This window comes from Phycisphaerae bacterium, from assembly GCA_017999985.1.
Lineage (GTDB): Bacteria > Planctomycetota > Phycisphaerae > UBA1845 > Fen-1342 > JAGNKU01.
The window spans coordinates 270,112-296,338 of the sequence record JAGNKU010000007.1; the positions used below are offsets into that span (position 1 = coordinate 270,112).

The following is a 26,227-nucleotide window of genomic DNA, read 5'->3' on the forward strand; positions in this document are numbered from 1 at the left end:
GCATAATTGTCGCGCCCGGTCGCGCGGCCCAAGCTGGCCAACGGGGTGGGGTGCGCTAGTCGAAGCGCGTCGCCGGCCGCGCGGCCAGGCAATGCACCGCCAGCGGGCACAGCGCGCGCCGCACATCGCGCAGCGGAAAGCCATCACTGATTGCGCGCTCGACGCGGGCGGCCAGGCGCGCGAGGACCGGGAACCCCGCCGCAGGAGTTTCGACCCGGATGTGCGTCGCGATCTTCAGCAAGCGGGCCGCATCGTCGGCGGCAAAGGCGGCCTGCATCGCGGCGACCGCGGCGCGCAGCTCGTGGACGCAGGCGTCAATCACGTCGCCGAATCCGGGCTCGCTGATCATGGCGCTGATCAGCGGCTTCGGCCGCGCGGCGCGGACGAGGTCCGCGAGACACTCAGATTGCACGGGCTTGTTGACGAACGCGTCGCAGCCGCCGTTGATGCACAGGTAGTGGCTGGCCTCGGTCGTCGAGGCCGTCAGCGCGACGATCATCCACAGGTATCCCTTTTCGCGCAGCTCGCGGGCGGCACTCGGCCCATCGAGTTCCGGCATGTCCATGTCGAGCAGGATCAGATCGAACCGCTCGGCCAGCGCGGCGGCGACGGCCTGACGGCCGTTGGCCACGCAGGTCACGTCGGCATGGTGGCGCGCGAGCGCCTGCGTCAGGATGCGGCAGACGGTCAGGCTGTCATCCGCGACGAGGATGCGGCAGCGCCAGGCCGGCGGGGCAAAGCGCGGAACATCGATCGCGCGATCGAACGTCACCCGCAACTCCCAGAGGCCATCGGCCTGCGTCAGCGGGTCGCACGCCGCAACGCGCCCGGGAACCTCATCCCAGCCGCTTTCCGCGTCGATCAGGTACACGACGCAGGGCACCTCGGGCCGCAGCCAGGTCGTGGACACCGCGCACAACGCCCGTGTGCCAAGCAGCCGCGCATGCACCCCAAAAGACCGCGACGGCTGCTGCGGTTGACGCATGTCCACGCGGAGAGTCCGCACGCGATACTTGTAGAGGGAATCGGCCCGACAGCCGCCTTGCGCCAGATCCACCGGACCAGCCTGTGCGTCCAGTTGGTCGAGGAGCTGCGACAGCGAATGATTGTCCAGTGCGTTGGCCGGGCTCAACACCATTGACCTACCCGCCCGTCGGGCGGCTCGTATTCCGCGGGCGCGCAACCCCCAACGCGGGCTCGCCCTGTTTTCATCGGCCCCGGCGGCGGGCCGCATGATTGGCACCGGCGACCAGCCGGGCACGCCCGATAAGCCGCCGGCCGCGGCCCAGCCGGCAGTTCGGCGCTGAATTGCACGGCGGCACTTGACAGTCGGCCGCGACCAGGGCATACTGTACTATGTCAGATAGTACAGTATGACGAGGTCGCCGTGGCCCTGGAATTCCGCATCTCAACCGGCAGCCCCCTGCCGATCTACCGCCAGATCGTCGATCAGGTCCGGCACGCCGTCGCCGTCGGCCACCAGCACGCCGGCGATCCGCTCCCCAGCGTCCGGGCGCTGGCCGAGTCGCTGGTCGTCAATCCCAACACCGTCGCCAAGGCCTACGCCGAACTCGTCCACGACGGCGTGCTCGAGTCCCGCCAGGGGCGCGGGTTCTTCGTCGCCGACCGGCGGCAGGTGTTTTCGCGTGCGGAGCGGGTGCGGCGGTTGGAGCAGGCGCTGGATGCGCTGCTGAGCGAAGCGCTCGTGCTGAACTTCACGCCGGATGAGATTCGCGCGGCGCTCGACAAGCGCCTGGCGCACTACGAGCCGGGCGCGGAGCCGAACCGAGGGTCCGAGTGATGGCTGAATATGTAATTGAAACACAGCAACTGACCCGCTACTTCGGCCGCACGGGCGCGGTGCGCGAGCTCGATCTCGCCGTGCCGCGCGGCTGCGTGTTCGGCTTTCTCGGGCGGAACGGCGCGGGTAAAACGACCACGATCCGCATGTTGCTGGGACTGTTGGAGCCGACGCGCGGCGCGGCGACGGTGCTGCGTCAGGACAGCCGGACGCTGTCGCCTGCGGGGCGCGCGCGGATCGGATACCTCGCCGAGGGCCATCACGTCTACGGGTGGATGCGCGTGGCCGAGTGCGGGCGCTTCCAGCGGAGCTTCTACGCGCGCTGGAACGAGGAGTTGTATCGCAACGTGGTCGAGTATTTCGGCCTGGAGCCGGACACGCGCGTCCGCGATCTCTCGCGCGGGCAGCGCGCGGGGCTGTGCCTGGCGCTGACGCTCGCGCCGGACCCGGAACTGCTGATCCTGGATGACCCGGCCCTGGGTCTGGACCCGGTGGCCCGGCGGGCCCTGCTCGAAGCGATGGTCTACGTGACGCGCCAGGCGGACCGGACCATCTTCTTCTCATCGCACCTCGTCGACGATGTCGAGCGCGTCGCGGACCGGATCGCGATTCTCGACCACGGGCGCTTGCGGGCGTGTTGCACCGTGGACGAGTTTCGGCGGCGCGTGCAGCGCGTCGTGCTGCACTTCTCCGGCCCGCCGCCGGCCGTGCCGGACATCCCGGGGCTGCTGCACGCCCGACGCACCGAGCGCGAGCTGTCGTTGACGATCGCGAACTGCGACGAGCGCACCGAGGCGTTGCTCGGCCGGCTGGGGGCAGCGCGCCGCGAGCCGGTCGCACTGGACCTCGAGGAGGCGTTCATCGACTACGTGGGAGTGCGGGGAGCCGCGCGGCCGCTCGTGCCGGAGTCGGGAGGTGCTGCATGAGGGCACTCATCTGGAAAGAGGTCCGCGAACAGGTGAAGTGGGCGATGCTCTGGCTGATTGCGATCGGGCTGGCATGCGGCGCGGCGCTCTCGGCGGTGAGTGTGCGGGACTGGGACAACGTCTCCCTGCTGTGCAGCCGCCTCTTCTACGCCGTCATGCTGTTCGGCGCCACCCTCGGCGGCCTGTTGCTCGGCCTGCTCCAGACACTGCCGGAGGCGCGTCCGGGGCGCTGGGCGTTCCTGATGCATCGGCCGCTGGCGCGGCCGCGGATCTTCGGGGCGAAGGTCTGCGGCGGGCTGCTCCTGTTCGTGCCGGCGCTGGGGCTGCCGCTGCTGGGCTCGGCGATCTGGGTGGCCACGCCCGGCAACGTGGCCGCGCCGTTCGATGCTCGCTCAGTGCTGCCGGGCATTGGCGCGATCCTGACCGGGATCATGTTCTACTTCGCGGGGCTGCTGGTCGGGCTGCGCCCGGCACGGTGGTGGTGCAGCCGGGGCGTGCCCCTGGTGACGGCGGCGGCGATCGCGTTTGTCGGCGTGGCGGTGACCGAGTTCTGGCAGGCGGTGCTGGTCAACGCGGTCGGCATTGTGCTGCTCGCGGTCTGCGCCGCCGGGTGTTTCCTGGCCAACGGCGAATACCGGCCGCTGCCGCGCGTTGCCCGGCTGGCGCTGGGCGTGACGTTGTTCGCCGGCATCGGCGTCGTGATCGCGGTGGTTGGCACGGTGAGCGCGGAGAGTCTCGACGACGAGCACTACACGTTTCATCAGTATCAGATCGACGGCGCGGGGCGTATCTTGCGGCTCACACATGTCGATCAGCGGCTGGTGAGCGTGGTCGATCCCCAGGGTGCGGAGGTCGAGGCGTACCGCGACCCGCGTGCGCGAGCGCAGCTCGACAGCAGGCTGCTGCGCGCCGTGTCCCTGCACGCGGAACCAGAGCAGGTCCCCCACTACTGGAGCGGCGCACGGTTCGTTGCGCCGGTGATGTTCCCGGAGGATACCGCGTGGTACTCGGTGCCGGCCGAGCGGCTGTTGTACGGCTACTCACTGCGGACGAAGCGGCCGCTCGGGACACTGGGGCCGGACGGATTTGTGCCGGCCGAACAGGGACTGGCCCGCCCGTTCGCAGCGCGGGTGCAGGTGGCGTGGGGTGGCGCGGGCGTGTTTCTCGCCGACCGAGACACGCTGTACCGCATCGATTTTGACACACGCGAAATACAGCCGGTCTACGCGCTGCCCGCACCGGAAACGGTGCTGGCCTGTGGCGTGTTACGCGGCCCGATCGCGAGAGAGAGCCCGGGCATCATCGTGCTGACCCGCGCGCACCTGCGGCTGCTGGGGATCGACGGCACGCCGCAGTTCACGCTGGCGCACCCGGTCGAGCTCACGACGTACGGCTACGTATCCGCGGGGATGACGAACGATGCCACACGCTGCATCGTCTGGTATCGCCCCGCGCAGCCGGCACAGGAACTTGCCGGCTTCACGCTGCCGGAGATCGTGCTGGAGTTCGGCGCGGATGGCCGGGAGTTGCAACGGCACGAGTTGCCCGCGCTGCCTCCGCCGTCAGGGACGTTGAGCGCCTGGCGCGGTCTGGGCGGCGCGGCGCTGCCGTCCGGCGCGGTCATCGGGCTCTATGGCTGGGCGTACCTGCGGAAGGCCTGCGGAGATACGCAGGGTGCCATCACGCTGGCCGAACTACACCGCGAGTTCGGCGGGCCCTGGAATGCGTTTCGTGTTGTCTCATTGAGCGCGTTCCTCGCGTCGGTCGTCGCGTGTCCGCTGATCGCATGGCGCATCAGTCGCCGTTACGCGTTCACACCGCGCGCCCGAAGGTTGTGGATTATGCTGGCGCTTCTGGGCGGGCCTGTGATGCTCTTGACGCTGGCGGCGCTACGCGACTGGCCGGCGCGCGTGGCGTGTCCGGCCTGTGCGCGGTGGCGCGTCGTGGACCGCGACGCGTGCGAACACTGCGGCGCACCTTGGCCCCCGCCGCCGACGGACGGAACCGAAGTCTTCGACACGCCCGAGTCAGCCGCGTGACCACCGAAAGACGCTTCGGACACCTTTTCGGGGCTTGGCTCAGAGTCGCTTGAAAGCCCGGATTTCCGCGTCGCGGATCATCAGGTGTTCGAGCTTCTCCAGACGCGGGGCAGGGCCGATCGCGGTCAGTCGCCCCGCCAGGCCCTCCGGCGTCTTGATCAGCGTCCAGGACCGCCGGCGCACGCGGGCTTCTTTCACGAGGCGCTCGATCGTGTCGCGCGGACTGGCACCGGGTTCCAACTCGACCTCGAACGTCGCCGCCGTGTGCCAGCGGGCAATCTGCTTCTCAGTCACGCCCAACCCGAACAGCACCGCGCTGGCGAGGACTGTTCCCAGCGTCCCCAGCACGAAGTGCCCCGCCCCAAAGGCCATCCCCACGCTCGCCACCGCCCAGATCGTCGCCGCCGTGGTCAGGCCGACGACATGGTTGCGCCGCTGGATGATCGCCCCCGCGCCGAGAAAGCCGACGCCGGTCACGATCTGCGCCGCGATGCGCGTCCGATCCACGCCGGGCGCATCCTCCGCCAGCCGCACGGACAGGAGTGTGAACAACGCCGCCCCCAGGCAGATCATGATGTTCGTGCGGAACCCCGCCGGCTTGTCGTGCAGCTCGCGCTCGAGCCCGATCACCGCACCGGCGAAGGCCGCGGCCAGCAGCTTGATGATGTCAACCCACTCTGGCATAGGCTGTGTACCGCCGCCGGATTGTACCCGCAGCACCGCAGCGCAGCAGCCGCACGGCGGCAAGTTCGCTTGACGCCCCCCCGGCGTGGTGTACACTTCGAATTGGCGGCGATGCCGCCGAGTTCCCGTAGCTCAACTGGATAGAGCGTCGGCCTCCGGAGCCGAAGGTTGTGGGTTCGAACCCCGCCGGGAACGTCCTCCTGAAGCCGGCCGACCAGGCGAACATTCGAAGCAGGGAGCGGGTGGGGTCCGCAGTCCACCAGACGCTGCACGCGTCCAGTCACGCACCGGCGACCGCGCCCACGGAATGCGACTGGCCGTCCGGCGACCTGCAGCCAACGCAATATATTGGGGGGCAGCGTTCCGGACTTGCAACATATAGAACCAAATAGTACTGTGTCTGGCGAAACACGGCCGTCGCGCCTTGCCGAACGCATCCAGTCAAAGCTCGCGTCGGGCCGAATCGGCGATCGCGCGGCACAGACAGCAGGAAGGAGCCTTTGCCATGTCTTGCAGGACGCAGTGCACACCCCGCACCATCACGCTCGTTTGCCGCCACCCGATGATCTTGCTGGCGCTGTCCTCCATCGCGGTCACCGGCTTGGTCGGTGGCTGCCCGCCGGACGTGCTGATCTACGGAAACACGAACTTCACCGACGAAGGCAACGGCACGAACACCGACGGTGACCAGTCCGGCCTGGTCAATCCCGACTTGATTGGCCCCACCGGCCCGACCGGGCCCACCGGCCCCGAGGGCGACCCCGGCCCGCGCGGCGCCACCGGCGCCACGGGCGCCAAGGGCGCGCAGGGCGCGACCGGCGCGCGGGGCGCCGACGGCGACCCGGGCGCGATTGGCCCCGAGGGCCCCGTCGGTCCCTCCGGCCCGCAGGGCGAGCCCGGCACGTCGTACACCATCGGCACCGGTCTGACCCTCGACGGAACGACCGTCCAGATCGACACATCGTTCCTCGATGAACGCGTGCAGGCCAATGCCTGGTTGCTCGGCGGCAATGCCGGTGTTGACCCGGCCGCGAACTTCCTCGGCACCAATGACGATACAGCCCTGAATTTCGGCGTGAACGGCTACCCCGCGCTGCGCCTCGAGCCCACCGCGCTCAGCCCCAACATTATCGCCGGATTCGCAGGCAACGCCGTTACGGACGGCGCGGTCGGCGCGGCCGTGCTGGGCGGCGGCACCACCAACGCCACCAACCAGGTCTCCGCCAGCTATGCGACCGTCGCGGGCGGCTATGACAACAGCGCCGCGGGCCCCGGAGCCAGCATCGCGGGCGGCGCCGGCAACAGCGCGGTGGGCGAGACGGCGGTGATCGGCGGCGGCCTCGAGAACGCCGCCAGCGGCGATCACGCCACGGTCCCCGGCGGCAATCAGAATCACGCCGCGGGCGATTACAGCTTCGCGGCCGGCCGGCGTGCCAAGGCGCTGCACCGCGGCAGCTTCGTGTGGGGTGACGCGACGTTCGATGACATCGCGTCGCTGGGCCCAAATCAGTTCATCGTCCGCGCCAGCGGTGGCCTGTGGTTCGGTACGCACAGCGCCCCGACCTTCCCGGCCAACGCGTTCCTTGCCACCAGCACCGGGGCATACCTGAGCCAGGATGGCGTCTGGATGAACGCGGCGGGCGGCGCGCTGCGCGAGACGCTCCAGGCCGTCGATGCTCGGGCGGTCCTGAAGCAGATTGTCAACCTGCCGATCGTCTCCTGGACGTTCAAGAACGACGCCGCGCAAGTCCGCCATGTCGGCCCCGCCGCCGCGGACTTCCGGACCGCGTTCCAGGTCGGCGCCGGCGATGAACACATCGCGACGATCGACGCCGACGGGGTGGCGCTCGCGGGCATCCAGGGTCTCTACCAGTTGCTCCAGGAAAAGGACGCCGCTCTGGCCGCGCAGCAGCAGCGGATCGCGGACCTGGAGGCGCGTCTGCAGAAGATCGAAGCGCTCCTGGACGCGCCGAAATAGCGCCCGGACGCATCCTGCGCGACAGGCCGCGATACACCGGTGCGCATCGGCTATACGCTGTCGCCCAGACCGCCGCAACCCGCCCGCACTCGGCTATAATCCTCGGTGTGCGGACGGCGGCGGTTCAGTGGCCGCCCGCGGCCGACGATGTCCACACTGGGTGCCCCGCGATGCCCGAGCCGGCGATCGTGCCAGACAGCCATAACCTCGCCTTCGTCGAACAGCTCTACGCTGAATACCTGCGCGATCCGGCGTCCGTGCCGTCGGCCTGGCGCGCCTACTTTGACGGGTTCACGCCACGGCACAGCGCGCCCGGGCTGCGGCTGGGCCCATCGTTCCAGCCGCGCAGCCTCTTCAATCCGCCGCCCGCCCACAACGGCCTCGGGGCTGCAACCGCCGGCGCACAGGTCGCCATCCACCAGGACCGCGTCGACCAACTGATACGCGCTTACCGTGTCCGCGGCCACATCGTCGCCGCGGTCGATCCGCTGCATCATGGCGTCCCCCACCCGGAGGAGCTCAAACCCGCGCACTACGGCTTCACGCGCGACGACATGAAACGCCCGTTCTCCAGCCGCACGATCCATGGCGCCGCGGTCCGCACGCTGCGTGAAATCCTGCTCCTCATGCGCAACACCTACTGCCGCGCGATCGGCGTGCAGTTCATGCACATCGATCAGCTCGAGGCCCGCCACTGGCTGCAGGAGCGCATGGAAGGCACGCAGAACCGCATCGCCCTGAGCCGGGCGGCCCAGCTCCGCATCCTCACGCGCCTCACCGACGCCGTCATCTTCGAGGAGTTCATCCAGAAGAAATACGTCGGCGCCAAGCGTTTTTCGCTCGAAGGCGGCGAAAGCCTCATCCCCCTGCTCGACCTGGCCATCGAACGCGCCGGCAGCCAGGGCGTCGAGGAAATCGTCATCGGCATGGCCCACCGCGGCCGCCTGAACGTCCTCGCCAACATCATGGGCAAGAGCCCGCGCCAGATTTTCCGGCAGTTCGAGAACGTCGACGCCGAACTGTATCTGGGCCGCGGCGACGTGAAGTACCACCAGGGCTATCACGGCGACTGGACCACCGCCGCGGGCCAGACGCTGCACCTGGCGCTGTGCTTCAACCCCAGCCACCTGGAATTCGTCAACCCGGTGGTCCTCGGCCGCGTCCGCGCGAAGCAGGATCGTCTCGGCGACACGGAACGGCGTCGCAGCCTGGCGCTGCTCATTCACGGCGATGCCGCGTTCGCGGGCGAGGGCATCGTGCAGGAAACGCTGAACCTCAGCGAGCTGGCGGGTTACCGCACGGGCGGCACGCTGCACGTAATCGTGAACAACCAGCTTGGCTTCACGACCAGTCCCCAGGAAGGCCGCTCGACGCGTTACGCGACCGACGTGGCCAAAATGCTTCAGAGCCCGATCTTCCACGTGAACGGCGAGAACCCCGAGGCGGTCGCCCAGGTCGTGCAACTGGCGCTCGACTTTCGCCACGAGTTCCGCCGCGACGTCGTCATCGACATGTACTGCTATCGTCGGCACGGCCACAACGAGGGCGACGAGCCGTCGTTCACGCAGCCCGGGCTGTATCGTCGGATCGAGGCGCGCCCGTCCGTCCGCGACGGCTATCTCAAGCACCTGCTCGAGCTGGGTGAAGTCACGCGCGACGAGGCCGATGAGATCGCGGCGCGGCGGCGTGCATACCTGGAGCAGGAGCTGGCGGGCGCGCTTAGCGAAGGTCCTTCCGTGAGCGCCCGCCCCAGCACGCTCGGCCGCATCTGGAGCCGCTACGCGGGCGGGCCGGATGCAAACGTCCCGGAAGTCGATACAGGCTTGCCCCGCGAGCAGTTGACCGCGCTGCTCGCAGCCCAGACGAAGTTGCCCGCCGATTTCCATCTGCACCCAAAGCTCAAGCGCTTGCTCGAGCAGCGCCGCCAGATGGCCGGGGGGCAAAAGCCGCTCGACTGGGCCAACGGCGAAGCCCTCGCGTTTGCCACGCTGCTCGCCGGAGGCACGCGGGTGCGCCTTACTGGCCAGGACTGCGGCCGCGGGACGTTCAGTCAGCGCCACGCGATCCTGTATGACTATCAGAACAGCCAGCCGTACGTCCCTTTGCAGCACATCGCGCCCGACCAGGCCGCGTTCGATATCCGTAACAGCCCGCTCTGCGAGGCGGGCGCGCTTGGATTCGAATACGGCTACAGCATCGCGTACCCCGATGGTCTGGTCATCTGGGAGGCGCAGTTCGGCGATTTCGTCAACGCCGCGCAGGTGATCGTCGACCAGTTTCTCGCCAGCGCCGAGGAGAAATGGCACAGTCTCAGCGGCCTGGTCCTGCTGCTGCCGCACGGGATGGAGGGCCAGGGGCCCGAGCACTCCAGCGCCCGGCTGGAGCGGTTTCTCATGCTGGCCGCCGCCGACAACCTCCAGGTGGTGAACCCGAGCACACCCGCGCAGTATTTTCACGTGCTGCGCCGCCAGGTGCTGCGCCCGTGGCGCAAGCCGCTGGTCGTGATGACGCCGAAGAGCCTGCTGCGGCACCCGCAGGCAACCTCGACGCTGGACGCTTTCGCGACCGGTCGTTTCCAGCGCGTGCTGCCGGACGACCTGCCGGCCGCAGGCGTACGGCGGATTCTGCTCTGCAGCGGCAAGGTCTACTACGAGTTGCGACACGCGCGCGAGAAGCGCCGGCGCACGGATGTCGCCCTGATCCGCGTCGAACAGTACTACCCCTTGCCGGAAGCGGCGCTGCAGACCGTTCTGGCGCCCTACGCCGCCGACGTGCCGGTCTACTGGACCCAGGAAGAGCCCGCGAACATGGGCGCGGCCCCCCACTTCCGCATAAGATTCGGCGCATCGCTGTGCGGCCATCCGCTCCGGTGGCTCAGCCGGCCCGCTGCCGCCAGCCCGGCCACCGGCTCGCACGCCAGCCACGAGCTGGAACAGCAGCGCCTGATCGACCAGGCCTTTGAAGACACGGGCGAACACCGCTGAGGCGGCGCGTGTGCGCGGGAGATCGACCGACATGGCCGTTGAACTGAAGATCCCGTCCGCCGGCGAATCGATCACCGAGGTCCAGATCGGCGCGTGGGCCAAGACCGAGGGCGACTACGTCGAGCGCGACGAGACCGTCGTCGAGATTGAAACCGACAAAGCCTCCATGGAGCTGCCCGCCCCTGTGAGCGGCTTTCTCACCAAGTGCCTCAAGCCAGCCGGCGAGATCGTCCCGGTCGGCACCGTGATCGCGCTGCTGGAAGAAGCACCGCGCCCAGCGACAGTCGCGACCGGAGCCAAGGCCGGGGCTGCCCCGGCGCGCACCGCCACCGGCGCCCCGCCCGCCACGGAGGCCCGCGCGGCCGGAGCCGCCGCACACGTGATGCCGGCCGCGCGGCGGGCGCTCGCGGACGCCGGCCTGCAACCTGCCGATGTGCAGCCCACCGGCCCCGGCGGCCGACTGCTGAAGGAAGATGTGCAGCGCCACGTGGCCCAGGGTGGCGACGGCGCGCGCCCAGCCGCGACGCCGACGACGCAACCGCCGCCAGCCCCGCCCGCCGCGGACCGCCACGAAGAAGTCGTCCCGATGACCATGCTGCGTCGCCGCATCGCCCAGCGCCTCGTCGAGGCGAAGCAGACCATGGCCATGCTGACCACCTTCAACGAGGTGGACATGTCGGCGATCTTTGCGCTGCGCGACCAGCGCGGCGAGGATTTCAACAGGAAGTACGGGATCAAGCTCGGCCTGATGTCGTTCTTCGTGAAGGCCGCGATCGACGCGCTCAAACGCTTCCCGGCGGTGAACGCGGAGATCCGCGGGCATGACATCGTCTACAAGAACTACTATGACATCGGCATCGCCGTCAGCACGGACCAGGGCCTCGTGGTACCGGTGGTGCGCGGCGCGGAGCGGCTGAGTTTCGCCGAAGTGGAGCTCGCCATCGCCGACCTCGCCAAGCGCGCCCGCGAGCGCAAGATTGCCGTCGAGGAGCTGCAGGGCGGCACGTTCACGATCACCAACGGCGGCGTGTTTGGCTCGCTGCTGGCGACACCGATCATCAACCCGCCGCAAAGCGCCATCCTCGGTCTGCACGCCATCCAGGACCGCCCCGTCGCCCGCAACGGCCAGGTCGTGATCCGCCCGATGATGTACATCGCGCTGACCTACGATCACCGTATTATCGACGGGCGCGAATCGGTCTCTTTCCTGAAGCGCATCAAGGAGTGCGTCGAAGAGCCCGCGCGGATGCTGATCGAAGTGTAGCCCCGCGGCCGCTACCGATTCCGCGCCGCTGGCACGGTGTACGAGTACGCCACTTCGCCGTTCGGCCCGTCGCCCGGCAAATACGCCCGCACATAGTCCACCGTGACCTGCTGCGGCGCCACCGTCACGCGGACGTGCCCCGTATTCGGCACCACGTCGCCCGCAACATACTCGCCGAGAGCGTAGTAACCCGTACTGTACGCGGCGTCGCTGGGCTGCGGGCACTCCTGGTAGATCACGCCGTCCAGCTCCTGCCGCGCGAACACGTGATCGTGGGCGTGAAAGAAGATCGTCACCCCGTTGGCGACGAGGAGAGCGTGGATCGGCACGCCCCAGCCCGGCCGGTAGCAGTCAAACGCGTACGTCCCGTCCAGTGCCTCGCCGCCCCACTCGAATGAGCCCCTGCCGCCCAGCGCGTGGCTCGCCGCCTCGATGCCGCCGCGCCCGTACGTATTCACGCCGCCGGTGATGTGATGCGCGAAGACGAACTTGAACGTCGCGGAACTGCCCTGCAGCGTGTACCCCAGCCAGTCATACTGGTCGCGGCCCAGCGTCCAATCCCAGTTGTCGCCGCTGCCCGGGTAATGAATGTCCCCGTGCGGGCAGCGCGGCGTGTACCAGTACGGGTCCAGCACCACGAAGAGCGCGTCGCCCCATTCCCACGCGTAGTAGTTCTCACGCCGTCCGACGAACGGCGCCTCGTAGCGGTCACCCGTGTAGAAATCATCGGGCTGCGGCAGGGGATAGATCAGCTTGCGCGCGTTCGCCGCCCAGACCGCCACGTTCCACGGGGTGCCATTCAGCCGCCAGCCCTGCTCGCCCTCGTGGTTACCCAGCACCAGGTAGTACGGCGCCGAATGGCACGCCAGGTCGAGATAGGGCCGCTGGTCGAGCTGCCGATCGACCGCCTCCGCGAAGTCGACGACATCGCGGCCGGCATACATCTCGCTGTGGATCGAGTCACCCATGTCGAGGAGAAAGTCCGGCGCGTCCCAGCTCACGTTCTGAAGCGTCCGCCGATAGAGCGCGTATCCGTTCGGCGTCCAGCCCAGCTCCTGGAGGTGCGAGTCGGCCACGATGGCGAAGGTGAAGGAGCTGCCGCGCGCGCGCGCCGTGTGAAACGTGCGCGGCGGGCCCGCCTCGAAGGGGCCGCCCTCGGCCGGCCGGTAGCGCAGGCGGTAGTAATAACGCATATCCGGGCGCAGGCGCTCGAGGCGTACCACGTGCGGCGTGCCGCCCGGCACACAGACGACCGGACTCTGGTGCGTGTAGCTCCCCGGCGACAGGCCCCACTCGAAGTACATGTCGAGCGTCACGAGCGACATCACGCTCAGCGTCGCGGATTCGTCCGTCGGCCGCGAGACCAATTCACGTCCCACGAAGGTTGCCCGCAGTGTTCGGTAGAGTTCGAGCCGCGCCTCGACGCTGTCAAACGGGCAGTGCAGCGGCGCCGCGTGAAAATCATGGCTGGCCAGAATGCTGGTCGGATCCGAACCCCGGTCTTCGATCACGACCGCCAGCACCTTGCCGTCCGGCCCGGTGCCCCAGCCGGGCCGCGCCACGATCTCGTTGACGACGGCGGAGATGTCCGGGCTATAGCGCCGCAGCGGCACGCACAACTTGTCCGTGAACGGCTCCGGCCAGTCATGCGCGACATCCCAATTCACCAGCGTTTCCGTCTTCGGCTGCTGCGACGGCCGCGCCTCATCGAACGGCACGGCACTGTCCGCAGCGACGCCCACGACCGCCAGGCGTACCAGCGAGCTGACGTACCCCTGCCCCGACCCGGGCAGCACCAGGCGCGCGTATGCGAACTGTTCGCCCGCGCTGATCTGCGGCACCTGGAATCGCAAGCCCAGCTCGTACAGCCCGCCGCGACCGGCTCCCATGCGATTGAGGCCGCTCTGCAGGTAGCCATCGTCGTGCCAATCGCTCCGGTCGACTTCGGTGCCATCGTCGCCGTCCAGTGCGATCCCGATCGAGAGGACTTCCGTCCCGGTGAAAAGCTGCTGAAACACCGCCAAATCACGCAGATCCAGCCCCGCCGCGCCATCCAGGTCCAGGCAGGCACACTCGTCCGGCGATCCGCCCAGGCCGCCCGCCAGCAGCGCGAAGTCCGTGAAGTCGACCACCCAGTCGAGGTTGCAGTCCCCGGGCGAAGTCGGCGCAGACTGCGCCGCGGCTCCGCCCACCAACGAGCCGAGCGCGATCAACACGAGCGAGATGCGGCCGGGTCGAGACATGACCGCCCATTACCGCCGTGGCAGCCCCAGTGCCCACTTCACGCGTACATTTCAGCGTACCACGACGGCCCGGCGCCGGGCAATGACAATCGGGCCGCCCGCCGTCGCGCCTGTCCGCGCGTCCGGCGGGCCGCTAAGATCACCCGTTCAGCAGGGAGACCGCCCGTGATCCAGCATGACCTGATTGTTATCGGAGCCGGCCCCGGCGGGTATGTCGCCGCCATCCGGGCCGCCCAACTCGGCCTCAACGTCGCCTGCATCGAGCGGGAGGCCGCGCTCGGCGGCACGTGTCTCCGCATCGGCTGCATCCCCAGCAAGGCCCTGCTCGAGTCGAGCGCGCGCTATGCCGCGGCCCGCGACGAATTGAGGGAGCACGGCGTTAAAGTCGGCGCGGTCGAGCTGGATCTGCCGGCCATGCTGAAGCGCAAGGACCAGATCGTCGGCGGGCTCACCAAGGGCATCGAGGCGCTGTTCAAGAAGAACAAGGTCACGCGCTACAGCGGCCACGCACGGCTCGCCGGCCCTGGCCGCGTGGTGGTGACTTCACCAGAACCCCAAGCGGCAGCGCGGGGTCCGCGCAGCGCACCGGCGGGCACTGCTCAAGAGCAGTGGCACACGGAGACGGGTCAGCGCAGAGCGTCGGCGGGCACTGCTCAAGAGCAGTGGCACACGACGGAGTTGCAGGCCAAGCACATCATCATCGCCACGGGCTCGCAATCCGCCCCGCTCAAGGGCGTCGAGCTCGACGATAACCGCATCGGCACGAGCACCGAGGCCCTCGCCTATCCCGAGGTCCCGCAGCATCTCGTCGTCATCGGCGCCGGCTACATCGGCCTCGAGCTGGGCTCCGTCTGGCGCCGGCTCGGCGCACAGGTCACCGTGCTGGAGTACCTCGACCGCATCCTGCCCGGCATGGACGACGAGCTGGCGGCCGAAGCGCTGAAGCTGCTCAAACGCCAGGGGCTGGAATTCCATCTCGGCGCGCGCGTGACCGCCGCCCGGCGTGTCACGGCGGAAGGTGCACCACCCTGCGTCGTCGAAGCTGATGGCCTCGATCCGATTGCGTGCGACCGCGTTCTGCTCGCGGTCGGCCGCGTGCCCAACACGAGCGACCTCGGCCTCGACACGGTCGGCATCTCGCTCGACGAGAAGCGCCGCATCCCGGTGAACGAGCATTTCGCCACCGCCGTCGCGGGCATCTACGCCATCGGCGACGTCATTCGCGGGCCGATGCTCGCGCACAAGGCGGAGGACGAGGGCGTCGCGTGCGTCGAGCACATCGTCACCGGCTACGGCCACGTGAACTACGACGCGATCCCCGGCGTCTGCTACACCGAGCCTGAAATCGCCGCCGTCGGCAGGACGGAGGAGCAACTGAAAGCCGCCGGCGTCAATTACCGCAAGGGCGTCTTTCAGATTCGCGGCAATGGCCGGGCCCGCGCGCTGGGCCACATCGACGGCCGCGTGAAGATCCTGGCGGACGCCGATACGGACCGTATCCTCGGCGTGCACATCATCGGCCCGCACGCCGGCGACCTGATCGCAGAGGCGGCGGTCGCGATCGAGTTCGGCGCGAGTGCGGAGGACTTGGCCCGCAGCTCACACGCGCACCCCACACTCGCGGAGTGCCTGAAGGAGGCCGCGCTCGCCGTCGACGGCCGGGCGATTCATGCGTAGCGAGCGAGTAAATTACATAGGACCCGGCCCGTCAGACCGCTACAACACGGTGAGTGTGCCGCATGCCGACGGGGTCACGAAGCCCGTCTACGTCCCGGCGAACGGACATGGAAGTGCCGAACAGAGTTGCGCGTCCGCGTTTCCGCAGTACTCTCTGGACAGGTGCCGCGATCGCATTCGCAGTTCTGGTTGCGCCTGGCTTGGTGATCGGCTGCCTTGTGGTACGCAGTGCGTCCGTACGGTTCAATGCGTATGGGGGTTACGCCAACGCCCTGACGTATTACTACGACCGGCACGGTAGCATGCCAGTCACATTGTCGGAGCTGGAAGAATGCTACCAAGCATACGACCATCGCAGGGCCAACCTGCCGCCACCGCCGCCTTTCGAGCGACCGACGTTCCGGCCTCTCCCACCGTCCGCACCGGGGATGTACCTGATGATCGTGGAGCCTGAACAACGGGGGTTGTTCGACTGGACCAGGTATCTGATTTACGCCTCAACGGACTCCAACCAACCCAGGATTGACAGCGTGTGGACCTGGCAGGTCGCCGGGCGTGTTCGTGACGACGATGCCCGCCGACCCCAGCACGCTTCTGTGCCATAGCGGAAGTAGATGGCGGCGGTGGCACAATTGAGAATCGCAGTGGTTCATCCAGCGGCCTGTCGCCGATACGCCCAGCGCTGACCGCGCAGCGCGATTCCCGTCGGCCTGCAGTGCGCGGCCCGGAAACGCGGCGCGAATGGGTCGGCTTCAGCCGACCCCGGATTGCCTCGTCCGAGCCACCGCATGCCTGGCAATGCTCCCTTTCCTCACACGAGGTGAACAAGAAAAGGGTCGAAGCGATGGGCGCTTTACCCTCTCCCGGCCCTCCCCCTGACCGGGGGAGGGGTTTGATGCCGGCGATTGGTGCGAAGCGGGGCACTACGTCCCGAACGTCGCCTGAAACGCACCGAAGTCCGCCAGGTCAACGTCGCCGTCCACATTAGCGTCGAACGCTGCACAGCCGGGGGCCGTGTACACCACACCTGGGCCGGCGAGGTTCGGGGCGAAGTACGTGAAGTCCGTCCAGTTGACGCTGCCGCTGCAATTGCAGTCCATGAGTTCGCACGGCTCGGTCAGAATGTCCACGACCACGCCCTCGATGACCGTCAGTTGGTACGGCAAGCCGACGAGCAGTTGGTACCAGCCGTTGTACGAGCCGCCCCAGCCAAAATTGAGGTGGTAGTAGTTGTCGGTGTTGTACCCATCGATGACGAGGTTGTGCCCAACGGTCCAGGCCTCGTTGACCACCGCCAGCAGCGCCGGCGCGGCCGCCTGCATGTTGGCCGCAATCCGCGTCTCCAGGTCGGGATCGCTCTCCACCAGCAGCTCCGCCGTTGTGCAGCCGAACCGCTGCAACCCGCTGAAGGCTTGCGCGACCTCGAAGGTCCCGGAACCCGACGCACTGTAGACCTGGTGCGCCGCCGCCCCGCACGCATAGACCAGCGCCGCCTTGCTCGTGTTCGTCGGCGTCGTGCCATAGAAGTAGTTGCCGAACAGCGTGTTGAGGTACGTGTTCAGCATGGGCCACGACGGAAAGCTGCGCGCCAGGAACGCGTTGTCGATCCAGAAGTTGTTGCCGCCGTAGCTGTGGTAGTAATCGTCGGCATCCGCGAAGGTCGTGCCGTTGAGCCGGGCGTGATAGTTGAGAATCTGCGCCATCGCGACGGCCGGGCAGCCGGCGATGCTGCGGGCCCCGGCGACGAGGTCCATTGGGCACAGGTTGTTATACGGGGCAGACTGCGTCCAGTTTGTGAGCAGCCACCCGCCGGTGGGCGTCGTTCCGGCCGGGGGCCACTGCTCGAAGCGGCCGCCGCGCGGCGCGCCGGGATTCAGATACGCAGCCCACGCCGCACGCTGCCGCGCGGCGACGTCCGCGGGCAACTCGACGGCATGGGCGAGCCGCCGGTGCAGGTCCCATTGCAGCACGTCCGCGAGCGGATTGCCGGGCGCGAGGTCGCAGCCGGCGTCGTTCTCGAACGCATACGCAATCACCGGCGGCAGCGCGGTGTCGCCGGCGACGATGATGTAGCCGCGCGGCAACAAGTCGAAGCAGTAGCACAGGATGCGGTCGGCTTCGGCGTCGCGTAGTTCGCGGACGTCACCGACGGTACAGGCGTCGGCCTGGCCGAGCCGGACGAGGTGCTGGCGGGCGACGATCGCGGCCGTGTCGGCGCCGACGGGGCCGGCGACGGACTGGGCGTCGTCCGCGACGGCGACTGCCACCACGGACATCTGGATGACAATCACAGAGAAGAGGCGGCGAAGGGCTCGCGGCACTGGCGGCAAGGTCACAGGCTTCCCTCCGGAGAAAGCGGCGTCCGGCTGACGGGGTGGACGCATCCCAGGCACATTGTTACGCCGGCGCAGGCCCAGCACACGCTACGCGACGCCGACCCGCATGCATCATAGCAAAATCGCCACGACGGCGGAAACGGGGCGCACGGAGAGTGACAACTCGCGACATGCGACGGGCCGGGTGTCCGATAGCCTGCCCATCCTCAAACGCTACGTCTGGGCTTCGTTGGTGCCGGAGGTCTGGAATTGATCGGGATAGTGCTGCCGGGCACAGTCCGGGCAGAGGCCGTGCGAGAAAAGCGCCGCGGAGTGCTCGGTGATGTAGGTCTCAAACGCCACCCAACGACCGCCCGCGTCCACGCGTTTGCAGTAGCTGCAGATCCGCAGGACGCCTTCGAGGTAGCGGATGCGGGACACCGCTTGCCAAGTCCAGGCGCAGGTAGCCGCCGCGAATAGTACCAGAATGACGGTCTCGATCAGGCTTTCTACCCAGTTGACGGGAGTCGCCGGCACGCCCGCGAACCGGTGCGGCAGATCGAAGAACTCGTCGCACCACACGACTGCAACAAGCAGTGCGAACCCGAGCAACTCCAGCAACACGATGCGCATCGTGAAAGCGCGCTTCGTCAGCATCCCGAAGACCTCCGGATCAGACCGGAAGGGCCAGACAGAGGTATGAACCGGATCACAGTCTGGTGACCTCGACAACGCGGCGTCGCTGATAACACAGACAACCGCGGGCGACAAGTTGAGCTTATGCTCTATTTCCCGCGGCGTAGCCGATGCGGTTCAGCGCGGCGCCGATCTCGCCGAGGATCGCCGGATCGTCAATCGTCGCCGGCACCTTGTACTCCGTGCCGTCGGCGATCTTCTTCATCGTGCCGCGGAGGATCTTGCCGCTGCGGGTTTTCGGCAGGCGCGCCACGACGACGGCCTGCTTGAACGACGCCACCGCGCCGATCTTGTCGCGGACCATCTGCACGCATTCCTTGACGATGTCCGCCTCGGGCCGCTGCACGCCGGCCTTCAGCACGACCAGGCCGACCGGCACCTCGCCTTTCAGCGCATCCGCCACGCCGATCACGGAGCACTCGGCGACGTCCGGATGCGCCGCGAGCACTTCTTCCATGCCGCCGGTTGAGAGCCGGTGACCGGCGACGTTAATGATGTCATCGATGCGACTCATGATGTACAGGTAGCCGTCCTCGTCGGCGTAACCCGCGTCGCCAGTGAGGTAGTAGCCGGGATAGCGCGACAGGTACGACTCGATGTAGCCGGCGTCGTTGTTCCACAGCGTCGGAAGGCAGCCCGGCGGCAACGGCAGCTTCACGCAGATGTTGCCCGTCTGGCCCGGCGGCACCGGGTCGCCCGCCTCGTCGAGGACCTGCACGTTGTAGCCCGGCGACGCCTTGGTCGGCGAGCCCGGCTTGACCGGCAGCGCCTCGATGCCCAGGCAATTGGCGGCGATCCCCCACGCCGTCTCGGTCTGCCACCAGTGGTCGATGACCGGCACGCCCAGGCGCTGCTGGGCCCAGTGCAGCGTGTCCGGGTCACAACGCTCGCCCGCGAGGAACAGCGTGCGGAAACCCCTCAGGTCGTACTTTTTCATGAGGACGCCGTCCGGGTCTTCGCGCTTGATGGCGCGGAACGCGGTCGGCGCGGTGAACAGCACCTTCACGCCGTGCTGCTGAATGACGCGCCAGAACGCGCCGGCGTCCGGCGTGCCGACGGGCTTGCCCTCGTAGACGATCGTCGTGCAGCCCGCGAGCAGCGGTGCGTAGACGATGTACGAATGCCCGACCACCCAGCCGATGTCGGAGGCCGCCCAGTACACCTCGCCCGCCTCGACATTGTAGATGTTCTTCATCGTCCATTTCATCGCGACCGCGTGTCCGCCGTGGTCGCGGACGACACCCTTCGGAATGCCCGTCGTCCCGGACGTGTACAGGATGTAGAGCGGGTCGGTCGCGGCGACCGGGACGCAGTCCACCGGCTGAGCCGTTTCCATGACCGCGTGCCAGGCCACGTCGCGGCCGGGCATGAGCGTGGCTTCGACTTGCGGTCGCTGCAGGATGATGCACCTTTCCGGCTTGTTCGTCGCCATCTGGATCGCTTCGTCGAGCAGCGGCTTGTAGGGGATGACGCGCTTGCCCTCGATCCCGCACGACGCCGAGACGATGAGCTTCGGCTTCGCGTCGTTGATGCGGGTGGCGAGTTCCTTCGGGGCAAAGCCGCCGAAGACGACGGAGTGGATCGCGCCGATCCGGGCACACGCCAGCATCGCAACAACCGCCTCGGGCACCATCGGCATGTAGATGATAACGCGGTCGCCCTTCGTGACGCCGCTCTTCACGAGCGCGCCGGCAAACCGCGCGGTGAGGTCGCGGAACTCGCGATACGTGAACGTCTTGACCGTGTTGGTCACCGGGCTGTCGTAGATGACGGCCGGCTGGTCGGCGCGGCCCTCGTCCACGTGGCGGTCGAGCGCGTTGTAGCAGGTGTTCAGCTCGCCGCCGACGAACCAGCGGTAGAGCGGCTTGCGCGAGTCGTCGAGTACGCGGGTCCACTTCCGCGTCCAGCGGATGCCCTCCGCGGCCTCGCCCCAGAAGGCCTCCGGGTCCTCCAATGATCGCCGATACGCCGCCGCGTAGCTGGTGCCGCTCATCCTGTGCCTCCTGGCGATATGCCCGCCGCGATGATACGGGCGAACACCGCGACGTGCCAAGCCCGGACGCGGGCACGGACGGATTCGATTGACCCGACCGGCCGGGCGCGGGTAGCCTAACATCATGACGACTACGATGGCGACGCAGGCGACCACCACCCTGACCACCTGGCTGAACCGGCTGCGGTTCGTGCTCGCCGTGGCGCTGCTGTGGGCGGGGCTCCACTTCGTTGTCGGCTTCGCCCTGCCGCGCGGCATCGACCGGGCCTTCGTGCTCGCCGCATCCCCGCTGGCGGGCCTGCTGACGATCTTCGTGCTTTGGCTCGGGGCGGCGGCGGCGGTCCTGATCACGGGCACGCGGGACCGGCGGTTGCCGCTCATCGTCCTGGGCGTGGCGCTGGCGCTCTGGGTCGGCGAGGGCGGGCGCGCGGGCGGCACCATGGATGACTGGCTCGTCTTCTGCAACAACCTGCCGGGACCGCCGACGGGCGTGCCATACTGGAAGCTGATCGCGGACTACGTGTATCTGGCAGTAGCGCTGACCGGAGCGTGGGTAATCAGCACGCGGCTGGCCGGCGGCGTCCCGGCGAGTGAAACGCCGGGAGACACCTTGGCGCGGGCGTTCGCGCTGCGGGTGCCGGCCGCTGAACGTCGGCAGGGACTCAGCGCGCTGTTGACGACGGTCGTCGTGGCGGCGATTGCGGTCTACATCCTGGCGGGGCCGGGGCTGGGCGCGACCTACCGCGGGCAGGTTTATTTCGCGGTCGGCGTCGGGCTGTTCGCGGGCGTATTCGTGGCCCAGCAGTTGGTGAAGACGCGTGATCCGCTGTGGTTCTGGCCGGCGCCGCTCGTGCTCGGCGTTGTCGGGCTGATCGTCGCGGGCGTGCAACCCGGGCTCGGCCTGCAGGGCTATGCGCTCAACAACCTGCCGGCGTGGGGGCTGAGCCGGGCGTTGCCGCTGGAAATGGTCGGGGCGGGGCTGGTCGGGGCGCTGTGGATGCTGCACGCACCGAGCACCGACACAGCGCGGGACGCGGGGCGGTGATCGGAGGCGCACCGTGCATCTCCGACGGTTCAAACGCTGGCACGAAACCGCGGAGGAGCAGCGCGCCCGCCTGGTCGCGGAGACGTCGGCGTTCCTGACCGAGGCGCTCCAGCATCCCGAGTTGGCCGTACGCATCCCCATGATCCCCGCCGGCAGCGGTGAGTTCCCGCCGTCCCTGACGCGCGCGTTCTGGGAGCCGGTGTTGTTTGAATGAGGGGGGAGCGGTCAGCACTCGGCTTTCGGCGGTCAGCCGCATGCCCCACGCGACGTGTAGTCGCCGACGCAGATGGCTAACGGCTCGGCCGGAGCTTTGCCCTCCCTGCTCAGCCACGTCGACGGCAGGTCGCTGACACGCTAGCATCCCGTGCATGCGCGTGCTTGTTTTCCAATTCTCTCCCGACGTGCGCGGACGGCCTGTGCCGCGGTTCGAGCCGCAGCTTGGCACACTGCTGAGCCTGCTCGAACGGCGCGAGCACACGCTCGCGCTCACGGGGCTAGCCCGCTTCGACGTCGCGAAGGTCAAGGCCGCGCTCGCCCGCAGCCTGCCGCAGCTCGTCTACGCCGACATCTCCGCCGTGTGCGTCGGCGCCGCCCGGCGGACTTTCGAGCACATTCAGCAACACGAATTTCTGCCCATCGTCGCCGGCGGACAGTACCCGACGATCGACCCGGCCGCCGCGTTGAGCCTACCCGGTGTGCAGGCGGTCGCCATCGGTGAGCCGGACGCGTCACTGGTCACGTACTTCGAGCGGATGAAAGACCCCGCCGCCGGCCAGGTCGTCTCCGGCGTCTGGCTGCGCGACGAGCGCGGGCTGGCGCGGCCGGCGATGCCACCCCTGGTGGAGGACCTGAACTCGCTGCCGTTCCCGCATCGGGAGCTGTTCGGCTATGCGGACGTGGTGGCGCAGACGGGACAGATCGAGATCGCGATCGGGCGGGGATGCCCCGCACGGTGCGGATACTGCCTCAACCCCGGACTGGCGGAGCTTTACGAGGGCGGCGGGGCGTGGGTCCGGCGGCGGTCGGCGGGGAATATCCTGGCGGAAATCGCGCTGTTGCGCGAGCGGTATGCCGGCGTGAAGCGCGTGCGATTCCTGGATCACACCTTCGCACAGGACGCCACGTGGCTGGCGGATTTTCTGTGCGTCTATCAGCCCAGATGCGGACTACCTTTCCGGTGCCACCTGCGCGCGAACGCGGCGTATGAAGAGGTGGCCAGATCGCTCGCAGAGGCGGGTTGCGAGCTGGTGGACGTAGAGGTCATCAGCGGGAGCGACTTCATTCGGAACGAGATTTTCGAGATGAACCTGAGCGGGGAGGAGATCCGGGCCGCGTTCACGCGGGTGAAGGCGGCGGGAATCCGCGCGCGCGCCATCGTGTACCTGGGCGCGCCGTATGAAAGCGAGGCCTCGCTGGCGGATACGCGGGCGCTATTGCTCGAGATCAAGCCGGACGTGGTCGATATCCGCCCGTACCATCCCTGGCCCGGCACGCCGGCGGCGCGGCTCTGCCAGGAACAGGGCTGGCTGCATCCCCGCGGCGAGGACCAATACCACCAGGACCGGACCGGCATCGACATGCCGGCGTGCCGCCCGGACCTCGTGGCCGCATTTATCCGACGTTTGCGGGCGGAATTGCCAACCGAGGTGGCCGAACCGTGGTGGCGGCGGTGGTCGAGCGCCTCTCGGGCGGCCATCGAGCAGGTGTTCCAGCGACGCCGCCTATAATCGGCCGGCGAGCGGCGCGACGGAAAGAAGCATTCCAGGAGCGTCGAGCTGGCGATAGGATCATGGGATGCGCACGATCGGCGTCACAATCCGGCAGGCGACTATCCTGCTCGTGGTAGGCTTGGCCGTGGGGTTGGCGGTGAATGCGGCGCGGGGGAAGAACCGCATCAACCTCTCGCGCGACTATACGCCCAAGATCCTGACGTCGAGCCCGGCGGACCCCAATACGCCGACGCCGCCGGCGCGTGCAGAACCATACAATACGATTACCGTGGAGGAGGTTGCGGCGATCGTCGCGGACGCGTCGCGCGCGGGGCTCGACCTGATCGTCGACGCGCGGAACGACGACCTGTACGGGCGCGGTCATATCCCGAACGCCGTCCAGTGCGACGCCTACAACCTCGAGGATCACATCAACGAGGTCCTGAGCATGGCGCTCGGGGCCGAGCGCGTCATCGTCTACTGCCACGGTGGCAATTGCGAGGACAGCTACCTGCTATGCCAGGAACTGGTCATGCGCGGCGTGCAGAAGGAAGCGCTGTACGTCTTCAAGGCCGGCTGGGATGGGTGGCAGGCATATCAGCGGGGCGAGACCGACGGCGCGGCGGACACGACGCCAGGGCAGCCGTTCAAAGCGATCGAGCTGAGCCAGGTCCTGGAACTGTTCGAGGACCCGCGGGCCACGGACGGCACCTACGTCTTCGTGGACGCGCGGGCCGACGACCCGTACCAGGCCGGGCACATCCCCGGCGCGATCCAGTGCGACTACTACCGCATCGACTACTACTTCCCCGAGGTGATGCAGAAAGCGTCCGCGGCGGAAAAGATCATCGTGTACTGCAACGGCGGCGACTGCGAGGACAGCCTGTACGTGTGCGGCGAGCTGCTGAAGGCGGACATCCCGCGGGCCCACATCCTGCTGTTCAAGGGCGGCTGGGAAGCGTGGACGCAGGCCGGCCACCCCGTCGAGAAGGGCAAGGAGTAAGCGGCATGGCTCAGCAGGCCGGCCTGATGCGACGACTCGACGCGACCGGCGTGCCGCAACTACTGGCGCGGCTGGCCGTAGGCGGTATGTTCCTGTACCTGTCGATCATGAAGCTGCTGGATCCCATCAACTTCCTTAAGTTGACGCGCGAGTACAACGTCGTCCCAACACAGCCGCCGATCCTGCTGAACCTGATCGCGGTCGCGATGCCGTGCCTCGAACTCGTCTGCGCGCTCGCGCTGCTGCTGGGCGTGGCGCGCCGGGGTGCCGCGCTGCTGGTCGTGGGCATGTTGCTGTTCTTCACGCCGCTGCTGGCGGTGCGCGCGACGAACATGTATCAGCATCCGAAGCCGGATGTGACCTACCGTTCGTTTTGCGACGTGAAATTCGATTGCGGCTGTGGCACGGGGGAGGTGTTCATCTGCTCGAAGCTGGCCGAGAACATCGCGCTGATCCTGGGCGCGACGCTGGTGCTGTTCTCGCGCTCGGCGCGGTTCTCGGTGGACGGTGTGTTGGCGCGCCCCGTGGACGTGAGCCGCGCCCCGCCGGTGCCGGAACGCGCCTGACCCCGCGCGGAGGACGGAACATGCAAGTCATCGTCGATCTGTGTGTGATCCCGCTGGGAGTGGGGCTCTCGGTGTCGAAGTACGTGGCCGCGTGTGAGCGGGTGCTCAGTGATGCCGGCCTGAAAACGCACCTGCACGCTTACGGCACGAACGTGGAAGGCGAATGGGACGCGGTCTTCGCCGCGGTCAAACGCTGCCACGAGGTGGTACACGCGATGGGGGCCGTGCGCATCTCCTCGACGCTCCGCGTTGGAACACGGACCGACCGTGCCCAATCGATGGAGGACAAGGTGCGGAGCGTCGAGGAGAAACTGCGCGCGGGCTAACCCCGCAGGTAATAGTCCTTCACCCAGGCGGGCAATTTGCCCTTTTCCACCAGTGCGGCGAGGAGGTTCGGCAGACTTTCAAACTGTCGCGCACACAGCTCGTATTCTTCGCGCGTCACCGACCCGCGGCGGCACAACGTCAACAAGGCCTCGTTCCGGTCGCAGACCAGCCCACGCATCTTCTCGCACGGGAACGCATCGCAGGCGGCGCAGGACGACACCCCCTTCTCCCGCGCACACGGCCGCGCCTTGCACACCTGATCGGCCACCTCGCCACGCCCCTTGCACGTGCCGCACGGCGCGGAACCCGGCACCTTGTCCGGCGTGTAGCTGTGGCCGAAGATCTTGTTCCAGCCCGCGATCATCTTCAGGCGCTGCGCCTTGTCGGGCGACCGCCCCGCGCACTGCCCGCAGTTGTAGCCGCAGTAGCCGATGAGCGGATCGTCAACCACCGGCGTGGATGAGCCGATCGGGCCGGCGTCACCCGGCTTCTGCGGCGCTGCGCCGGGCGGCGCCGACTGCCCCGCCGCACCGGCGGCCAGCAGACCAGCGGCGCCGACGAGTGCACCGGCGTGCAGAAATTCACGTCGTCCCATGCGAGAATCGTTCTGCTCGCACCCTGCACTCGTCGGCATCTCGCGGTTTCCTCCTCCAGCCGTTTGCCCGTCCCGGCGGCGTCGGCGGCCGTGTCCCACGCCCCCATTCTACGATCGGGCGAAAAGACCTCGACAAATTCCTACAAGGCCGGTGCGACGGAGCACTTCCGCGCAGCCCGTGCGTTCCAAGACGCGCCCCGTGGCGCGCAGGGTCAGCCCAAGATCGCCAGCCACCCTTCGGAGGCCCGACCTCCGGTCGATCACGGCAAGTGTGGTCGGAGTCGGCGTGGGGTAACCCCCACAGTAGGGCGAAGTTGAACTTCGCCCGCATAGACGGAAAAGCCACCGGTCGGATTCGAACCGACAACCTGCGGTTTACAAA

Annotated in this window: 20 protein-coding genes and 1 tRNA gene; 14 read left to right on the forward strand and 7 right to left on the reverse strand. The window is 68.1% G+C overall.

The genetic code is table 11. The features are described 5' to 3' along the window. Positions 1 to 55: 55 nt before the first annotated feature. Positions 56 to 1,132 carry a response regulator gene (locus KA383_11595; protein MBP7746763.1) on the reverse strand — a complete coding sequence of 359 codons (1,077 nt, stop codon included), beginning with the start codon at positions 1,130 to 1,132 and terminating at the stop codon, positions 56 to 58. 261 nt (positions 1,133 to 1,393) lie between these two features. Here KA383_11595 and KA383_11600 point away from each other — a divergent pair, with 261 nt between their 5' ends. From KA383_11600 to KA383_11610, 3 genes are read left to right on the forward strand one after another with little or no spacing between them, the layout of a single operon-like run. Further along, a complete protein-coding gene (locus tag KA383_11600; GenBank protein MBP7746764.1) occupies positions 1,394 to 1,801 on the forward strand; it encodes a GntR family transcriptional regulator in 408 nt (135 codons plus the stop codon). Beyond that, positions 1,801 to 2,727 carry an ABC transporter ATP-binding protein gene (locus KA383_11605; GenBank protein MBP7746765.1) on the forward strand — a complete coding sequence of 309 codons (927 nt, stop codon included), beginning with the start codon at positions 1,801 to 1,803 and terminating at the stop codon, positions 2,725 to 2,727. The genes KA383_11600 and KA383_11605 overlap by 1 nt, the downstream gene beginning before the upstream one ends. Continuing rightward, positions 2,724 to 4,766 carry a hypothetical protein gene (locus KA383_11610; protein MBP7746766.1) on the forward strand — a complete coding sequence of 681 codons (2,043 nt, stop codon included), beginning with the start codon at positions 2,724 to 2,726 and terminating at the stop codon, positions 4,764 to 4,766. Before KA383_11605 ends, KA383_11610 begins: the two co-directional genes overlap by 4 nt. 39 nt (positions 4,767 to 4,805) lie before the next feature. Here the strand turns inward: KA383_11610 and KA383_11615 are convergent, their stop codons facing one another. Then, the gene (locus KA383_11615; GenBank protein MBP7746767.1) at positions 4,806 to 5,450 is read right to left on the reverse strand and encodes an MgtC/SapB family protein; all 645 of its coding nucleotides are present in this window, start codon (positions 5,448 to 5,450) and stop codon (positions 4,806 to 4,808) included. 121 nt (positions 5,451 to 5,571) lie between these two features. Between KA383_11615 and KA383_11620 the strand changes: the two genes are divergently transcribed. The 4 genes from KA383_11620 (at position 5,572) to odhB (ending at position 11,676) form a co-directional block, all read left to right on the forward strand. Continuing rightward, positions 5,572 to 5,645 (forward strand) — tRNA-Arg (locus KA383_11620). Positions 5,646 to 5,955: 310 nt separating this feature from the next. Next, positions 5,956 to 7,428: a hypothetical protein gene (locus KA383_11625; protein MBP7746768.1), complete on the forward strand. Its 1,473-nt coding sequence runs from the start codon at positions 5,956 to 5,958 to the stop codon at positions 7,426 to 7,428. Between the two features lie 170 nt (positions 7,429 to 7,598). Next, positions 7,599 to 10,412 (forward strand): 2-oxoglutarate dehydrogenase E1 component, encoded by a 2,814-nt coding sequence (locus tag KA383_11630; GenBank protein ID MBP7746769.1) that lies wholly within the window; start codon positions 7,599 to 7,601, stop codon positions 10,410 to 10,412. A gap of 31 nt (positions 10,413 to 10,443) precedes the next feature. Beyond that, entirely contained in the window at positions 10,444 to 11,676 is a 1,233-nt protein-coding gene (gene odhB, locus KA383_11635; protein ID MBP7746770.1) for a 2-oxoglutarate dehydrogenase complex dihydrolipoyllysine-residue succinyltransferase, read from the forward strand. An 11-nt stretch (positions 11,677 to 11,687) separates the two neighbouring features. Here the strand turns inward: odhB and KA383_11640 are convergent, their stop codons facing one another. Beyond that, a complete protein-coding gene (locus KA383_11640) occupies positions 11,688 to 13,343 on the reverse strand; it encodes a metallophosphoesterase (GenBank protein MBP7746771.1) in 1,656 nt (551 codons plus the stop codon). Between KA383_11640 and KA383_11645 the strand changes: the two genes are divergently transcribed. Next, positions 13,323 to 15,596, forward strand: coding sequence for a dihydrolipoyl dehydrogenase (locus KA383_11645; protein ID MBP7746772.1), 2,274 nt, complete (start codon positions 13,323 to 13,325; stop codon positions 15,594 to 15,596). The two genes, KA383_11640 and KA383_11645, sit on opposite strands and share 21 nt — an antisense overlap. Positions 15,597 to 16,519: 923 nt before the next feature. Here the strand turns inward: KA383_11645 and KA383_11650 are convergent. The 3 genes from KA383_11650 to KA383_11660 form a co-directional block, all read right to left on the reverse strand. Continuing rightward, the gene (locus KA383_11650; GenBank protein MBP7746773.1) at positions 16,520 to 17,872 is read right to left on the reverse strand and encodes a C10 family peptidase; all 1,353 of its coding nucleotides are present in this window, start codon (positions 17,870 to 17,872) and stop codon (positions 16,520 to 16,522) included. Between the two features lie 273 nt (positions 17,873 to 18,145). Continuing rightward, the gene (locus tag KA383_11655) at positions 18,146 to 18,568 is read right to left on the reverse strand and encodes a hypothetical protein (protein ID MBP7746774.1); all 423 of its coding nucleotides are present in this window, start codon (positions 18,566 to 18,568) and stop codon (positions 18,146 to 18,148) included. 121 nt (positions 18,569 to 18,689) lie between these two features. Then, positions 18,690 to 20,723 carry a propionyl-CoA synthetase gene (locus tag KA383_11660; protein ID MBP7746775.1) on the reverse strand — a complete coding sequence of 678 codons (2,034 nt, stop codon included), beginning with the start codon at positions 20,721 to 20,723 and terminating at the stop codon, positions 18,690 to 18,692. A 1-nt stretch (position 20,724) separates the two neighbouring features. Between KA383_11660 and KA383_11665 the strand changes: the two genes are divergently transcribed. The 6 genes from KA383_11665 to KA383_11690 all read left to right on the forward strand — a co-directional run bounded on the left by KA383_11665 (position 20,725) and on the right by KA383_11690 (position 25,249). Continuing rightward, positions 20,725 to 21,645 carry a hypothetical protein gene (locus tag KA383_11665; protein MBP7746776.1) on the forward strand — a complete coding sequence of 307 codons (921 nt, stop codon included), beginning with the start codon at positions 20,725 to 20,727 and terminating at the stop codon, positions 21,643 to 21,645. 13 nt (positions 21,646 to 21,658) lie between these two features. Beyond that, the gene (locus tag KA383_11670; GenBank protein ID MBP7746777.1) at positions 21,659 to 21,859 is read left to right on the forward strand and encodes a hypothetical protein; all 201 of its coding nucleotides are present in this window, start codon (positions 21,659 to 21,661) and stop codon (positions 21,857 to 21,859) included. Positions 21,860 to 22,061: 202 nt separating this feature from the next. After that, complete coding sequence (locus KA383_11675; GenBank protein MBP7746778.1) at positions 22,062 to 23,372, forward strand: radical SAM protein; 1,311 nt, start codon at positions 22,062 to 22,064, stop codon at positions 23,370 to 23,372. A 67-nt stretch (positions 23,373 to 23,439) separates the two neighbouring features. After that, on the forward strand, positions 23,440 to 24,357 hold the full coding sequence (locus tag KA383_11680) for a hypothetical protein (protein ID MBP7746779.1): 918 nt from the start codon (positions 23,440 to 23,442) through the stop codon (positions 24,355 to 24,357). A 5-nt stretch (positions 24,358 to 24,362) separates the two neighbouring features. Next, the gene (locus tag KA383_11685; protein ID MBP7746780.1) at positions 24,363 to 24,923 is read left to right on the forward strand and encodes a DoxX family protein; all 561 of its coding nucleotides are present in this window, start codon (positions 24,363 to 24,365) and stop codon (positions 24,921 to 24,923) included. A 20-nt stretch (positions 24,924 to 24,943) separates the two neighbouring features. Further along, positions 24,944 to 25,249 (forward strand): MTH1187 family thiamine-binding protein, encoded by a 306-nt coding sequence (locus KA383_11690; protein MBP7746781.1) that lies wholly within the window; start codon positions 24,944 to 24,946, stop codon positions 25,247 to 25,249. Here KA383_11690 and KA383_11695 read toward each other — a convergent pair. Beyond that, positions 25,246 to 25,845, reverse strand: a complete 600-nt coding sequence (locus KA383_11695) for a DUF3795 domain-containing protein (protein ID MBP7746782.1) — start codon at positions 25,843 to 25,845, stop codon at positions 25,246 to 25,248. The two genes, KA383_11690 and KA383_11695, sit on opposite strands and share 4 nt — an antisense overlap. Positions 25,846 to 26,227 lie beyond the last annotated feature (382 nt).

What these genes read in the sequence shown, in the direction of transcription:
- KA383_11685 (MBP7746780.1), top strand. Translation starts at nt 24,363, where the DNA reads ATGGCTCAGCAGGCCGGCCTGATGCGACGACTCGACGCGACCGGCGTG.
- KA383_11655 (MBP7746774.1), bottom strand. Translation starts at nt 18,568, where the DNA reads ATGCTGACGAAGCGCGCTTTCACGATGCGCATCGTGTTGCTGGAGTTG.
- KA383_11665 (MBP7746776.1), top strand. Translation starts at nt 20,725, where the DNA reads ATGACGACTACGATGGCGACGCAGGCGACCACCACCCTGACCACCTGG.
- KA383_11605 (MBP7746765.1), top strand. Translation starts at nt 1,801, where the DNA reads ATGGCTGAATATGTAATTGAAACACAGCAACTGACCCGCTACTTCGGC.
- KA383_11625 (MBP7746768.1), top strand. Translation starts at nt 5,956, where the DNA reads ATGTCTTGCAGGACGCAGTGCACACCCCGCACCATCACGCTCGTTTGC.
- KA383_11610 (MBP7746766.1), top strand. Translation starts at nt 2,724, where the DNA reads ATGAGGGCACTCATCTGGAAAGAGGTCCGCGAACAGGTGAAGTGGGCG.
- KA383_11690 (MBP7746781.1), top strand. Translation starts at nt 24,944, where the DNA reads ATGCAAGTCATCGTCGATCTGTGTGTGATCCCGCTGGGAGTGGGGCTC.
- KA383_11680 (MBP7746779.1), top strand. Translation starts at nt 23,440, where the DNA reads ATGCGCACGATCGGCGTCACAATCCGGCAGGCGACTATCCTGCTCGTG.
- KA383_11645 (MBP7746772.1), top strand. Translation starts at nt 13,323, where the DNA reads ATGCGCGACATCCCAATTCACCAGCGTTTCCGTCTTCGGCTGCTGCGA.
- KA383_11660 (MBP7746775.1), bottom strand. Translation starts at nt 20,723, where the DNA reads ATGTTAGGCTACCCGCGCCCGGCCGGTCGGGTCAATCGAATCCGTCCG.
- KA383_11630 (MBP7746769.1), top strand. Translation starts at nt 7,599, where the DNA reads ATGCCCGAGCCGGCGATCGTGCCAGACAGCCATAACCTCGCCTTCGTC.
- KA383_11650 (MBP7746773.1), bottom strand. Translation starts at nt 17,872, where the DNA reads ATGTCCGTGGTGGCAGTCGCCGTCGCGGACGACGCCCAGTCCGTCGCC.
- KA383_11695 (MBP7746782.1), bottom strand. Translation starts at nt 25,845, where the DNA reads ATGGGACGACGTGAATTTCTGCACGCCGGTGCACTCGTCGGCGCCGCT.
- KA383_11615 (MBP7746767.1), bottom strand. Translation starts at nt 5,450, where the DNA reads ATGCCAGAGTGGGTTGACATCATCAAGCTGCTGGCCGCGGCCTTCGCC.
- odhB (MBP7746770.1), top strand. Translation starts at nt 10,444, where the DNA reads ATGGCCGTTGAACTGAAGATCCCGTCCGCCGGCGAATCGATCACCGAG.